The sequence below is a fragment of the Rathayibacter sp. AY2B5 genome, from assembly GCF_002931645.1.
Classification (GTDB): Bacteria; Actinomycetota; Actinomycetes; order Actinomycetales; family Microbacteriaceae; genus Rathayibacter.
On sequence record NZ_PSUE01000001.1, the window covers coordinates 117598 to 130615 of the forward strand.

Below are 13018 nucleotides of genomic sequence, written 5' to 3' on the forward strand. Positions count from 1 at the left end.
GGAGGCCCGCGACGGCCTAGCCTGTCCCTCATGGTTTCCGACGCCGACGACTCCGCCGCCCTCCTCGCCGCCACGGAGAAGGAGGTGCTCGGCTGGCTCGAGTTCGGCGACGCCGCTCGGCACCTGGCCGACGACGTGGTCGCGTCGGGCTACCGGCCGGAGCTGGTCGTCGCCATCGCGCGCGGCGGTCTGCTCCTCGCGGGCGCCGTGGCCTACGCGCTCGGCATCAAGAGCTGCGGCGCGCTGAACGTCGAGTTCTACACCGGCGTCGAGGCGCGACTGGCGGAGCCCGTGGTGCTGCCGCCGCTGCTCGACGAGGCGTCCGTGCGCGGCAAGCGCATCCTCCTGGTCGACGACGTCTCCGACTCCGGCCACACCCTCGCCCTCTCGGTGAAGCTCATCCGCGCGATGGGTGCCGAGGTGCGCACCGTGACCCTCTACACGAAGCCGCGCACAGTGCTCGAGCCCGATTTCTTCTGGCGCCGCACCCCGCGCTGGATCGTCTTCCCCTGGTCGGCTCTGCCCCCGGTGGACGGAGCCCTCGCCGAGGACGACGAGTGAGCGTCCACCTCATCGGCGGCGGAGGCGGCGTCGAGCACGACCAGCAGCTGTACGGGGCGTTCCTCGCGGAGGCGCGCGCCCACGCGGTCGACGCCGGCCGGATCGAGGGCCCGCGCATCGCGATCGTCGTCGTCCACGACGGGCTCGGCCCGGAGGCCTATGCCGGCTACGCGGCACTGCTCGCGACGGTCGGCCCGCTCGACGCGTTCGCCGTGATGAAGCCGGAGGGCGGCCGGATCGATCCCGCGGTCTTCGACGACGTCGACGGGATCTTCGTCGGCGGAGGGCTGACCCCGGCTTACCGCGACGCGCTCGAGGCCTGCTTCCCGCGGCTGCGCGATCTCGTCTCCTCCGGAGTGCCGTACGCCGGCTACTCGGCGGGAGCCGCCGTCGCGGCCGACCGCGCCCTCGTCGGCGGCCACCGGATCGGCGGCGTCGCCGTCGTCCCGGAGGGCGCGGCGGAGGAGCTCGACGAGGTCACGGTGCTCGAGGGCATCGGCCTCATCGACGTGACGGTCGACGTGCACGCGGCGCAGTGGGGGACCCTCGGCCGCCTGGTCGCGGCCGTCGAGGCGGGCCTGGTCGACGGCGGCGTCGCGCTCGACGAGTCCACCGTGCTGATCGTCGGCACCGGCGCGCTCCGCGTCGGCGGCGCCGGCTCGGTGTGGCGCGTGAGCGGCAGCGACGCCGGAGTCGTCGTCGCGACGCTCGCGGCGGGCTGACCCGGTGGACCTCGCTGAGCTCGCGGCCTCGGGACTGATCGACAGGGGCTGGGCGGAGGCGCTCGCCCCCGTCGCCGGGGACATCGCCGCGATGGGCGACTTCCTCCGCGGCGAGGTCGCGGCCGGCCGGCCCTACCTCCCCGCGGGCCGCGACGTGCTCCGCGCCTTCGCCGCACCGCTCGCGGACGTGCGCGTCCTCATCGTCGGACAGGACCCGTACCCGACGCCCGGGCACCCGATCGGGCTGTCCTTCGCGGTCGAGCGCCACGTGCGCCCGCTGCCGAGGAGCCTGCAGAACATCCACCGCGAGCTCCGGGACGACCTCGGCGTCGAGCCGCCCGAGCACGGCGACCTCAGCGGCTGGACCTCGAGCGGCGTGATGCTGCTCAACCGGGTCCTCACCGTCGCCCCCGGCTCTCCCGCCTCGCACCGCGGGAAGGGCTGGGAGGCGGTCACCGAGCACGCGATCCGCACGCTGGCCGCCCGGGACGCGCCTCTCGTCGCGATCCTCTGGGGCCGCGACGCCGCGTCGCTCCGCCCGATGCTGGGGGAGGCCGGAGTGATCGAGAGCGCGCACCCCAGCCCGCTGTCGGCCTCGCGCGGCTTCTTCGGCTCCCGGCCGTTCAGCCGCGCCAACGCCCTCCTGGAGGAGCGCGGCGCGGAGCCGGTCGACTGGAGCCCTCTCGCGTGACCGGGCGCTCGCCCGCGGGGCGGCTACGCTGGCCCGGATCGATGGGCGGAGCCGAAGGGGAGCCGGATGCTTGAGGAAGAGTACGAGAGCCGGCGCGTCCTGCCGCCGCACCTGCGGAAGGCGCCGCCTCCCGAGCCCGGCTTCTCGTTCGAGATCCGCGACGCCCGCGACGCCGACCTCCCGGACATCCGCGAGATCTACAACCACTACGTGCGCAACACGGTGGTGACCTTCGACGAGGACGACTCGACGCTGAAGGAGTGGCGCACGAAGTTCTCCCGCAACCAGAAGCTCGGGCTGCCCTTCATCGTGGCCGTCTCGCCGTCGGGCCAGATCCTCGGCTACGCGATGGTGTCGCCGTGGTCCTCCAAGCGGGCGTACCGCTTCACCGTGGAGAACTCGATCTACCTGCGGGCGGCCTCCACCGGGAAGGGCCTCGGCCGGGCGCTGATGGTCGAGCTCCTCGAGCGCGCGAAGGCCGTGGGGATCCGTCAGATCATGGCCGTCATCGCCGACAAGGGCGCGGAGGCGTCGCTGGCGATGCACGCGCAGTTCGGATTCGTCGAGGTCGGCCGGATGGGCCGCGTCGGCTTCAAGTTCGAGCGCTGGCTCAGCACCGTCCTGCTGCAGAAGACCCTCAAGTAGGGCCGACCCGCCCCTGCGAATGCGCCTCATCGACAGGTGCCGGGGAGCGCGCCGTCCCTACACTGGACGGCATGGAATGGCTCGTCCCGCTCATCGTCGTCGTCGCGCTCGTCGTCATCCTCGGGGTCTACCTCTGGGCGACGTACAACTCGCTGGTCACCCTCAACGTCCGCGTGGACGAGGCGTGGAGCGACATCACCGTCCAGCTGAAGCGCCGCGCGGATCTGATCCCCAACGTGATCGACTCCGTGAAGGGCTACGCCTCGCACGAGCGCCAGGTCTTCGAGTCGGTGACGCAGGCTCGCGCCGAGACGCTGCAGGCCCAGGGCCCGGCGGAGGCGTCGGTCGCCGAGGACCACATGCAGAGCGCTCTGAAGTCGATCTTCGCGGTCGCGGAGGCGTACCCCCAGCTGCAGGCGAGCCAGAACTTCCTCCAGCTGCAGGGCGAGCTGGTCGACACCGAGGACAAGATCCAGTCGGCCCGGCGCTTCTACAACGGCGGCGTACGCGAGATGAACACCAAGGTGAAGGTCTTCCCGAACACGCTCTTCTCGCGCCGGCTCGGCTTCTCGGAGCGCGAGTTCTTCGAGGTCGGCGATCTCGCCGCGATCTCGGAGCCCCCGCGCGTCCAGTTCTAGGCAGCCGCCGTGTACAGCGCGATCGCCCGCAACAAGCGCAACACGGTCCTGATCCTCGTCCTGTTCCTGGCGATCATCGGCGGCCTGGGCGCTTTGGCGGCAGCGGTCTACCGCAGCACGACGATCGTCGTGGTGGTGCTCGTGATCGCCGCCGGGTACGCGTTCTTCCAGTACTTCTTCGCCGCTCGCCAGGCGGTAGCGCTCAGCGGCGGCGTGGCGGTGGAGAAGGCGGACGAGCCGAGGCTCTACCGCATCGTCGAGAACCTCTCGATAGCGACGGGCACGCCGATGCCGAAGGTGTACCTGATCGACGACCCGGCGCCGAACGCGTTCGCGACCGGCCGTGATCCCGAGCACGCCGTCGTCGCCGCGACGACCGGCCTGCTCGCGATCATGGACGACGCCGAGCTGGAGGGCGTGATGGCCCACGAGCTGGGCCACGTCCGCAACTACGACATCCGCGTCTCGATGATCGTCTTCGGTCTCGTCGTCGCGGTGGGCTTCCTCTCGGACGCCTTCCTCCGCCTGGCCTTCTTCGGGCGGGGCGGCAACGGCAACGGCGGGGGCAACCCGGCGCTCCTGGTCGTCGGGCTGGTGTCGATGGTCCTCGCGCCGATCGTCGCCTCGGTCGTGCAGCTCTCGATCTCCCGCCAGCGCGAGTACCTCGCCGACGCCACCGGTGCGCTGACGACCCGCCACCCCGACGCCCTCGCCCGCGCCCTGCTGAAGCTCGAGTCCGCGGGCCGGCCGATGCAGCGGCAGAACAGCTCGATGGCGCACCTCTGGATCGCCGACCCGTCGAAGCCGGGAGTGGTCGCGCGCCTCTTCGCGACCCACCCGCCGATCGCGGATCGCGTCGCCCGCCTCTCCGAGATGGGCTCGCGCTTCTAGCAGGCCGATCCGGCCGACGCCCCGTCGACGAGCGCCGCCCCGCACCGCATCCCGCTTCGGTCAGAGGTGCGCCCGTCACCGCGCCGGACGGGACGTCATCCGGTCGGAGCCGCGAGCGGACCGCCGTCGACGGTCGTCAGGTACTCGGCGAAGACCGGCGCCGGGTCGATGCCGCTCGCGGCCGCGTCGACCAGCGCCCGCCGGACCAGGGCGAGGACGACGGTGGCCAGGACGGCCGCCCGGTGCGGGGACGTGCGGCCGAGCCCCATCCGCTCCGCGAGGAACGGCGTCAGCGCCTCCTCGCCGTCGTGCAGCGACTGCGCCCAGACGGCGCGCATCGCCGAGGTCTCGGTGAGCAGGGGGATCAGCCGGAGGGTGCGGTCGAGCTGGGGACCGGAGGCCGCCGCGGCGAAGGCGTGACCGAGCGCCGCGTTCAGCGGCTCGGCGGCCGGTCGCTCGAGGAGGGCGCGTCCCATCGCGGCGATCGCGGCGGCGAGCACCGGGCGCACGCAGTCCTCCTTCCCGCCGAGGTACCGGTGGAAGGTCCGGAGGGAGACGCCGGCCGCATGGGCGAGCTCGCCCGTGCCGACCCCGACGACGCTCCCGCGCTCGAGCAGACGGGCGACGCAGCGCTCCGAGAGCGCCAGCGCCAGGACGCCGCCGGGCGCGCTCACGCGATCCTCCTCAGTGCTGCGGCGAGGGCGGCCGCGAGGTCGCCGCGACCGACGACCTCGACGGCGTCGAGGCCCTGCCAGGCCGCCGCCTCGACCAGCAGTGCGGCGAGCCGCTCCGGCGTGTCGGCCGGGGCCCCCGGCTCGAGCCAGGCGGCCTGCACGAGGAGGACCCGGCGCTTGCGCTCGCTCTTGAGGTCGACCCGTGCAGCGATCACGTCGTCGAGGAGCACGGGGAGGACGTAGTAGCCGTGGACCCGCTGCTCGGCCGGGGTGTAGATCTCGATCCGGTAGTGGAAGCCGAAGAACAGCTCGGCCCTCGGCCGGTGCCAGACCACGGGGTCGAACGGCGAGAGGAGCGCGTCCGCCCGGAGCGTGCGGGGGCGTCGGGCGTCGACGTGCCGCCAGAGCGGCACGGGTCGCCCGCCCCGCTCCCAGCCGCGCACCTCGACGCGCTCGAGCTCGCCCGCCTCGACCAGCTCGTCGATCGCGACGCGCGTGGGGGACTGGAGCAGCCGGTGGTAGTCGGCCAGGTCGCCGAGGGTGCCGATCCCGTGGGCCCGGGCCGCCCGGCGCACGAGCTCGCGGACGGCGTCGGGGAGGGGCACGTCGGCATCGAGCACCGCGCTCGGGAGGAGCCGCTCGGCGAGACCGTAGGAGCGCTCGAAGCGCGTGCGCCCCGCCGTCACCACCTCGCCCCAGCGGAACAGGACCTCGAGGCCGCGCTTGATGTCGGACCAGCCCCACCAGGGGCCCGTGCGGACGTTGGCCTCGTGCTCGATCTCGGAGGCGCGGAGGGGACCGTCGGCGAGCGCGGCGCGGAGCCAGTCGAGGGTGGCGCGGTTCTCGTGGGCCCAGCCCTCGTGCTCGGGCAGGCGGACCCGGCGGTAGTGCTCCATCCGCCAGCGGTAGAGCGGGAGATCCTCTCGGCGGACGAGGGCGGCCTCGTGTGCCCAGTACTCGACGTAGGGGCCGTCGGGGGAGAAGGCCGCGGCGTCGAGGAGGGAGCGATCGTACGGGCCGAGCCGCGCGAGCAGCGGCAGGTAGTGGCTCCGCTCGAAGACGTTCACCGAGTCGAGCTGGAGCGGGCGGATCCGGTCCACGGCGGCGCGCACCCGGCGCGCGTCGACCCGGGACGGACGGGGGCCGAACCCCTGCGCCGCCAGGGCGATGCGGCGCGCCAGCGCGGGGGAGAGCTGCTCGGTCATGGTCCGCCCACGCTAGCGAACGCCCCCGACATCGCCGTCCCCGATTCGGCCCCCGGCGTTCGCCCGGCATTCACCGCCGCGCTCCCTCGCCGACTCGCGGCGCTCCTACCGTGCCCGAGGCCGTCCCACCGGGGCGGCCCACCCGACTCCTGGAGGACCCTTGACCATTCAGCGCCTGTCGCGCACCGCCGCGGTCGCCGCCGCCGGCACCGCCCTCGTCTTCACGCTCTCGGCCTGCTCCGGCGGCGCCACCGCCTCGTCCGACGGCGGCGGCGCGGACGCGGCGTCCGCCACGTCCGCCGCGGACCTCGGCGGGCTGGACGCCCTGGTCGAGGCCGCGAAGGCCGAGGGCGAGCTCAACGTCATCGCCCTGCCCGACACCTGGGCGAACTACGGCGAGCTGATCAGCGGCTTCGAGGACGAGTACGGCATCACCGTGAACTCCGCCGACCCCGACGTCTCCTCCGCGGAGGAGATCAGCACGGCGGAGAACCTCGCCGGGCAGGACACCGCTCCCGACGTGTTCGACCTCGGGCCGGCCGTCGCTCTGGCGAACACGGACATGTTCGCGCCGTACAAGGTCGAGTCCTGGGACGACATCCCCGAGGGGAACAAGGAGGAGTCGGGCCTCTGGGTGAACGACTACACCGGCCTGATGTCGATCGGGTTCGACGCGGCCGCCGTGCCTGCGCCCACGTCGCTCGAGGACCTCCTCGGCGCCGACTACCGCGGCTCGGTCGCGATCAACGGCGACCCGACCCAGGCGGGAGCCGCCGCGGCCGCAGTGCAGCTCGCGGCTCTCCAGTCCGGCGGCTCCGCCGACGACGTCCAGGCGGGGATCGACTTCTTCGAGAAGCTGAACGACGCCGGCAACTTCCTGCCGCTGGACCCGACCGACGCCACCATCGCCTCGGGCGAGACCCCGGTCGTCTTCGACTGGAGCTACAACAACCTCGCCGCCGGGAAGGCGAACGAGGGCACCCGCGAGTGGACGACGACCGTCCTCCCGGGCTCCGCCGTCGGCAGCTACTACAACCAGGCGGTCAACGCCGACGCTCCGCACCCGGCGGCCGCGCGGCTCTGGCAGGAGTACCTCTACTCCGACGCCGCGCAGAACCTCTACCTCGCCGCCGGCGCCTACCCGGTGCGCCTGGCCGCGATGACCGAGGCCGGCACGGTCGACCAGGACGCGCTCGACGCCGTCGGCGCCGCTCCCTCCGACCTCGTCCAGTTCACGGAGGAGCAGACCGAGGCGGCCTCGTCGCTCCTCGCCGAGAAGTGGGCCGCGGCGATCCAGTGACCACCGCTCCCGCCGAGGCCGTCTCCGGGGCGTCTGCGCCCCGGGGACGGCGCGGCACCCCGGCCGTGCTGGGCGTCGCCCCCTTCGCGCTCTACGTCCTGCTGTTCCTGGCCGTCCCCACGGTCCTCGCAGTGGCGACCGGATTCACGGACGGAGACGGCCGCTTCACCACGGCGAACGTGCTGGCGCTCGGGGATCCCGTCGTGCTGTCCGCCTTCGGCGCGTCGCTCGGGCTCTCGGCCGTGACCGCCGTCGTCGGCGCGGTGCTGGGCGCGGTCGTGTGCCTGGCCCTGCTCGGCTCCGATCCGCGCGGGGCGCTCCGAACCGTCGTCGATGCGGCGGCGAGCGTCCTCGCGCAGTTCGGCGGTGTGATGCTCGCGTTCGCCTTCATCGCGACGATCGGCGTGCAGGGGCTGGTGACCACCCTCCTCGCGGGAGCGGGCGTCGACCTGTACGCCGACGGCGTGTGGCTCTACCAGCTGCCCGGGCTCGTCCTGCCCTACCTCTACTTCCAGGTGCCCCTGATGGTGCTCACGTTCCTGCCCGCGCTCGAGGGTCTGCGCCCGGAGTGGGCCGAGGCGAACGCGGTGCTCGGCGGGGGCCGGCTCGGCTACTGGCTGCACGTCGCCCTCCCGGTGCTGGCGCCGTCGTTCCTCGGCTGCGTGCTGCTGCTGTTCGCGAACGCGTTCTCCTCCTTCGCCACCGCGGCGGCGCTGATCAGCCAGGGCGCGCAGATCGTCCCGCTGCAGATCCGCGCCGCGCTGGTCAGCGAGACGGTGCTGGGCCGCGAGAACTTCGCGGGCGCCCTCGCGCTCGGGATGCTCGCGGTGATGGTGGTCCTGATGTCCGGGTACGCGCTGCTGCAGCGCCGGGCCCGGCGGTGGCAGCGATGAGGCCCGCGCGGCTCCTGTCCGGGGCGGTGCTCGTGATCACCGGGCTGGTGTTCGCCGTTCCGATCGTCGCGATGGCGGAGTTCACGCTCCGCGGCGCCGACGGCCACGACCTCTCGCACTGGACGGCGATCCTCGACCCGGAGAACGAGCGCGCCTACCGCTCGCTGTTCCAGGGGATCGGCAACTCGCTGGTCCTCGCCGTCGTCACCGCCCTCATCGTCCTGGTCCTGCTGGTGCCGACGATGCTGCTCGTCGAGATCCGGCTCCCGCGCCTGCGCCGGGCTCTGGAGCTGGTCTGTCTGCTCCCGCTGACCGTGCCCGCCATCGTCCTCGTCGTCGGCCTCGCGCCGGTCTACTCCGTGGTCACCGAGCTCGCCGGCTCCGCGCCGTGGACGCTCGCTCTCGCCTACGGCGTGCTGGTCCTGCCCTACGCCTACCGCGCCGTGGCGGCGGACCTCGCCGGTCTCGACGCCGTGACGCTCTCGGAGGCGGCCCGCTCGCTCGGCGCGGACCCGCTCGCGGTGCTCGGGAGGGTCCTCCTGCCGAACCTGCGCCGGGGCCTGGTCGCGGCCGCGCTGATCACCGTCGCAGTCGTTCTCGGCGAGTACACGATCGCCTCGCTCCTCAGCCGCACCACCCTCCAGACCGGCCTGGTGCAGGTGTCGAAGTCCGACGCCTACGTCGCCGTGATCTTCTCGCTGCTCTCGCTCCTCTTCGCCTTCGCCCTCCTGCTCGGGATCGGCCGCCTCGCGCGGATCGGCCTGCCGACGGGCCGGGCCCGCTCCTCGAAAGGCTCCTCGTGACCGCTCCCACCCTCCCCGGCGCCCGCGTGCGCTTCGTCGACGTGGAGCGGCACTACGGCTCCGCGCGAGCGCTCGACGGCGTCTCGTTCGACGTGGCCCCGGGTGAGTTCATCGCGCTGCTCGGCCCCTCCGGCTGCGGCAAGACCACAGCCCTGCGCGCCCTCAGCGGTCTCGAGCGGATCGACGCGGGGCGGATCCTCGTCGACGAGGAGGACGTCGCCCACGTCCCCGTCGCGAAGCGCGACATGGGCATGGTCTTCCAGTCGTACTCGCTCTTCCCGCACCTGCGGGCGCGCGAGAACGTCGAGTTCGGGCTGCGCACCCGGGGAGTCGGGGCGCGCGAGCGCCGGGCGGCCGCGGGGGAGGCGCTGGAGGTCGTGGGCCTCGGCGCCCTCGGCGACCGCTACGCGCACGAGCTCTCCGGCGGCCAGCAGCAGCGGGTGGCGCTCGCGCGCGCCCTCGTCACGCGGCCGCGGGTGCTGCTGCTGGACGAGCCTCTGTCGGCACTGGACGCTAAGGTCCGCGTCCAGCTGCGCGACGAGATCAAGCGCCTGCAGTCCGAGATCGGCATCACCACGTTCTTCGTCACGCACGATCAGGAGGAGGCGCTCGCCGTCGCCGACCGCGTCGCGGTGATGAACGCCGGGCGGATCGAGCAGCTGGGTGCACCGGAGGACCTCTACGCGCGCCCGGCGACCGCCTTCACGGCCCGCTTCGTCGGCCTCTCGACGGTGGTCGCGGGGATGGTCTCGTCGGGATCGGTCCTCGCGCTCGGCGTGCGCCTGCCGCTCGTCGACGGGGCGGCGGCGGACGGGCCCGCGTCGGTGTTCCTCCGCCCCGAGGACCTCGCCGTCGTGGCCGACGGCGCTCCCGACTCCCTGTCCGGAGTCGTCCTCGCCTCGAGCTTCCTGGGGCCGGTGCGGCGCTCGACCGTCCGGCTGTCGACGGGTGAGGAGGTCACCGTCCAGCACGCGTCGGGGCATCGCCTCGAGCCGGGGGAGCGGGTCGGCGTGCTGCCCGCGCGGCGCCCGGTGACGGTCGGTCCGGCACCGGAGCAGGCGGCGGTCGGCGCCGCCGCATGAGCACTCCCCGGGGATACCGCGCGGGGTATGCGCCGGGGCCTAGTCTGGGCAGATGAGACTCGGCAGGTCCCGCCGCACCTCCGGCCCGCGCGCCGTCCAGCCCGCCGCGCCCGTCGCCCCGCCCGCCCCCTCCCGGCCCGCTCCCGTCGCCGATTCGGCCTTCGTGAGCGACGGGATGCGCATCGCCGGCGCCTGGGCCTGGCGTGTCCTCGTCGTGGTCGCGGCGCTCGCGGTGCTGGTGCTGCTCGTCATCGAGCTGCGGCTGATCGTCATCCCGCTCCTGCTCGCGATCGTGATCGCCGCCCTCCTGGTGCCGTTCTCGAGCTTCCTCCAGCGCCACCGCTGGCCCAAGTGGGCCGCCGTCGTCCTGGCGGAGCTGGGGATCGTCGTGGTGATCGGCGGGCTCCTCTTCCTCGTCGTCACCCAGGTCTACTCCGGCTTCGACGACCTCAGCCGGCAGACGGTGCAGTCCTACGACGACTTCAAGGCCTTCCTCCTCGAGTCGCCGCTCCACCTCACCGAGACCGACATCAACCAGTACGCGCAGCAGGCGCTCACGGCCCTGCAGCAGGACTCGGGGATGCTGGTCAGCGGCGCGCTCAGCGTCGGCTCGACCGTCGGCCACCTGCTGACGGGCGTGCTGCTCACCCTCTTCTCGACGCTGTTCATCCTCATCGACGGGCCGAACATCTGGAGCTGGGTCGTCCGCCTCTTCCCGCGCCGCGCCCGCGGAGCCGTCGACGGCGCCGGCCGCGCAGGGTGGGTGACGCTGACCAACTTCGTGAAGGTGCAGATCCTGGTCGCCTTCGTCGACGCGGTCGGCATCGGCCTCGGCTCCTTCCTCCTCGGCGTCCCGCTGGCCATCCCGATCGGCGTGCTCGTCTTCCTCGGCTCCTTCGTGCCGGTCATCGGCGCCGTGGTGACGGGGGCGCTGGCCGTCTTCATCGCGCTGGTCTACAACGGACCGCTGATCGCGCTCTTCCTGCTGATCGTCGTCCTCGCGGTGCAGCAGCTCGAGGGCCACATCCTCCAGCCGCTGATCATGGGGTCGGCGGTCAAGGTCCACCCGCTGGCCGTGGTGCTCGCGGTGGCCGGAGGCTCGATCATCGGCGGCATCGCGGGCGCCTTCTTCGCGGTGCCCGTCGTGGCCACGCTCAACGTCATGGTCAAGTACGTCGCGAGCGGAGCCTGGCGCTCGCCGACCCGAACCCCCGAGAGAGTTGCCGCAGAGCATGCAGACTAGCCGCGTCGTCGGACCCGCCCTCCACGAGTTCGAGGCGGCCCGCGCCGTCCTCGCCCCCGTCATCGCCGCCACCCCCATGGAGACGAGCACCTTCCTCGCGCAGGTCCTCGGCTCGCCCGTGTTCCTCAAGTGCGAGAACCTCCAGCGCACCGGCTCCTACAAGATTCGCGGAGCCGTGTTCCGGATGTCGCGGCTCACCCCGGAGGAGCGGGCCCGCGGAGTCGTGGCGGCCTCGGCCGGCAACCACGCGCAGGGCGTCGCCTACGCGGCGCGGGAGCTGGGGATCAAGGCCACGATCTTCATGCCGATCGGCGTCGCGCTGCCCAAGCTCGCGGCCACCCGCGACTACGGCGCGGACGTGGTGCTGAGCGGGCACATCTTCAACGAGGCGCTCGCGGCGGCGGCGGAGTTCGCCGAGCGCACCGGCGCGGTCTTCGTTCCTCCCTACGACCACCCCGACGTGATCACCGGGCAGGGCACGGTCGGCCTCGAGATCCTCGAGCAGGCCCCCGCCGTCGAGACCATCGTGGTGCCCATCGGCGGAGGCGGCCTCATCGCCGGGGTCGCATCGGCGGCCAAGCAGAAGGCGGCCGAGGAGGGGCGCACGCTCCGCGTCATCGGCGTGCAGGCGGCCAACGCGGCGCCGTACCCCCTCTCGCTCGCGAGCGGCGAGCCGACCGCGATCACGATCTCTCCGACGATCGCCGACGGCATCGCCGTGGCGAAGCCGGGGCAGCTGAACTTCGCGATCGTCCGCGAGATGGTGGACGAGGTCGTCACCGTCGAGGACGACGACATCGCCCGGGCTCTGCTGGTGCTGCTGGAGCGGGCGAAGCTCGTGGTGGAGCCCGCGGGCGCGGTGGGCATCGCGGCGATCCTGACGGGGAAGATCCGCGACGCCGGAGCGACCGCGGTCATCCTGTCGGGCGGCAACATCGATCCGCTGATGATGGAGCGGGTGATCAGCCGGGGCCTGGCCGCGTCGGAGCGCTACCTCAAGATGAGCATCGGGCTGCCGGATCGTCCGGGGCAGCTGTCGCGCATCGCGGAGCTCATCTCGGAGGCGAACGCGAACGTGGTCGAGGTGCTGCACACCCGGCACGGCCGGGGCATGCAGATCAGCGAGGTCGAGATCGAGATCAGCGTCGAGACCCGCGGCCCCGAGCACGCCGACCGCGTCATCCAGGTCCTCACCGACGCCGGCTACGCCCCCCGCATCTCCCGCAACTGACCGCCTGTGGGCGCCGCGGTGTTCTCCGCAGAGCGGAGGACAAAGCCGGTACCGGCGATCTCGCGCCCTCGCCGTCGCCGCGAAACCGGCGCGGCGCGCCCGTTCGGAGAGGGCTGATCGTGCGTCGCGGCGTTCTCCGCAAGGCGGAGGAGGAAGCGGTACCGGCGGTGTCGCGCCCGACGCTGTCGCCGCGAAGCCGGCGCCCCCGTCTGGAGAGGGCTGATCGTGTGTCGCGGCGTTCTCCGCAAGGCGGAGGAGGAAGCCGGTACCGGCGGTGTCGCGCCCGACGCTGTCGCCGCGAAGCCGGCGCCCCCCGTCTGGAGAGGGCTGATCGTGCGTCGCGGCGTTCTCCGCAAGGCGGAGGAGGAAGCGGTACCGGCGGTATCGCGCCCGACGCTGTCGCCGCGAAGCCGGCGCCCCGCTCCCGTTCGGAGAGCGG

General features: G+C 73.1%; 14 protein-coding genes. 12 read left to right on the top strand and 2 right to left on the bottom strand.

Annotation, left to right across the window (positions count from 1 at the left end; translation table 11 throughout):
* Window positions 1-30: 30 nt before the first annotated feature.
* From C5C30_RS00485 to C5C30_RS00510, 6 genes are all read left to right on the top strand, one after another.
* Window positions 31-561 carry a phosphoribosyltransferase gene (locus C5C30_RS00485; RefSeq protein ID WP_104224441.1) on the top strand — a complete coding sequence of 177 codons (531 nt, stop codon included), beginning with the start codon at window positions 31-33 and terminating at the stop codon, window positions 559-561.
* Window positions 558-1283, top strand: a complete 726-nt coding sequence (locus C5C30_RS00490; RefSeq protein WP_104224440.1) for a peptidase S51 — start codon at window positions 558-560, stop codon at window positions 1281-1283. Before C5C30_RS00485 ends, C5C30_RS00490 begins: the two co-directional genes overlap by 4 nt.
* A gap of 4 nt (window positions 1284-1287) precedes the next feature.
* Entirely contained in the window at window positions 1288-1974 is a 687-nt protein-coding gene (locus C5C30_RS00495; protein WP_104332977.1) for a uracil-DNA glycosylase, read from the top strand.
* 66 nt (window positions 1975-2040) lie between these two features.
* Window positions 2041-2619 (top strand): GNAT family N-acetyltransferase, encoded by a 579-nt coding sequence (locus C5C30_RS00500; protein WP_104332978.1) that lies wholly within the window; start codon window positions 2041-2043, stop codon window positions 2617-2619.
* Window positions 2620-2690: 71 nt separating this feature from the next.
* On the top strand, window positions 2691-3257 hold the full coding sequence (locus tag C5C30_RS00505) for a LemA family protein (protein ID WP_104225511.1): 567 nt from the start codon (window positions 2691-2693) through the stop codon (window positions 3255-3257).
* Window positions 3258-3266: 9 nt separating this feature from the next.
* Window positions 3267-4148 (top strand): M48 family metalloprotease, encoded by an 882-nt coding sequence (locus C5C30_RS00510; RefSeq protein WP_104224436.1) that lies wholly within the window; start codon window positions 3267-3269, stop codon window positions 4146-4148.
* Between the two features lie 95 nt (window positions 4149-4243).
* Here the strand turns inward: C5C30_RS00510 and C5C30_RS00515 are convergent, their stop codons facing one another.
* Window positions 4244-4822, bottom strand: coding sequence for a TetR/AcrR family transcriptional regulator (locus C5C30_RS00515; RefSeq protein ID WP_104224435.1), 579 nt, complete (start codon window positions 4820-4822; stop codon window positions 4244-4246).
* Entirely contained in the window at window positions 4819-6027 is a 1209-nt protein-coding gene (locus C5C30_RS00520; RefSeq protein ID WP_104332979.1) for a winged helix-turn-helix domain-containing protein, read from the bottom strand. Before C5C30_RS00520 ends, C5C30_RS00515 begins: the two co-directional genes overlap by 4 nt.
* A gap of 160 nt (window positions 6028-6187) precedes the next feature.
* On the opposite strand from C5C30_RS00520, the gene C5C30_RS00525 reads away from it, so the two are divergent.
* Genes C5C30_RS00525 through ilvA form a run of 6 tightly spaced genes read left to right on the top strand, consistent with a single transcriptional unit; the run spans window position 6188 to window position 12579 of the window.
* Window positions 6188-7327, top strand: a complete 1140-nt coding sequence (locus tag C5C30_RS00525; protein ID WP_104283387.1) for an ABC transporter substrate-binding protein — start codon at window positions 6188-6190, stop codon at window positions 7325-7327.
* Complete coding sequence (locus tag C5C30_RS00530) at window positions 7324-8220, top strand: ABC transporter permease subunit (protein ID WP_104287673.1); 897 nt, start codon at window positions 7324-7326, stop codon at window positions 8218-8220. The genes C5C30_RS00525 and C5C30_RS00530 overlap by 4 nt, the downstream gene beginning before the upstream one ends.
* Window positions 8217-9023: an ABC transporter permease gene (locus tag C5C30_RS00535; RefSeq protein ID WP_104332980.1), complete on the top strand. Its 807-nt coding sequence runs from the start codon at window positions 8217-8219 to the stop codon at window positions 9021-9023. Before C5C30_RS00530 ends, C5C30_RS00535 begins: the two co-directional genes overlap by 4 nt.
* On the top strand, window positions 9020-10105 hold the full coding sequence (locus C5C30_RS00540) for an ABC transporter ATP-binding protein (RefSeq protein ID WP_104272605.1): 1086 nt from the start codon (window positions 9020-9022) through the stop codon (window positions 10103-10105). Before C5C30_RS00535 ends, C5C30_RS00540 begins: the two co-directional genes overlap by 4 nt.
* Window positions 10106-10157: 52 nt before the next feature.
* On the top strand, window positions 10158-11348 hold the full coding sequence (locus C5C30_RS00545; RefSeq protein ID WP_104332981.1) for an AI-2E family transporter: 1191 nt from the start codon (window positions 10158-10160) through the stop codon (window positions 11346-11348).
* The gene (ilvA, locus tag C5C30_RS00550; RefSeq protein ID WP_104332982.1) at window positions 11338-12579 is read left to right on the top strand and encodes a threonine ammonia-lyase; all 1242 of its coding nucleotides are present in this window, start codon (window positions 11338-11340) and stop codon (window positions 12577-12579) included. Before C5C30_RS00545 ends, ilvA begins: the two co-directional genes overlap by 11 nt.
* The last annotated feature ends 439 nt before the right edge of the window (window positions 12580-13018 follow it).

What these genes read in the sequence shown, in the direction of transcription:
- C5C30_RS00485 (WP_104224441.1), top strand. Translation starts at nt 31, where the DNA reads ATGGTTTCCGACGCCGACGACTCCGCCGCCCTCCTCGCCGCCACGGAG.
- C5C30_RS00500 (WP_104332978.1), top strand. Translation starts at nt 2,041, where the DNA reads ATGCTTGAGGAAGAGTACGAGAGCCGGCGCGTCCTGCCGCCGCACCTG.
- C5C30_RS00505 (WP_104225511.1), top strand. Translation starts at nt 2,691, where the DNA reads ATGGAATGGCTCGTCCCGCTCATCGTCGTCGTCGCGCTCGTCGTCATC.
- C5C30_RS00520 (WP_104332979.1), bottom strand. Translation starts at nt 6,027, where the DNA reads ATGACCGAGCAGCTCTCCCCCGCGCTGGCGCGCCGCATCGCCCTGGCG.
- C5C30_RS00535 (WP_104332980.1), top strand. Translation starts at nt 8,217, where the DNA reads ATGAGGCCCGCGCGGCTCCTGTCCGGGGCGGTGCTCGTGATCACCGGG.
- C5C30_RS00545 (WP_104332981.1), top strand. Translation starts at nt 10,158, where the DNA reads ATGAGACTCGGCAGGTCCCGCCGCACCTCCGGCCCGCGCGCCGTCCAG.
- ilvA (WP_104332982.1), top strand. Translation starts at nt 11,338, where the DNA reads ATGCAGACTAGCCGCGTCGTCGGACCCGCCCTCCACGAGTTCGAGGCG.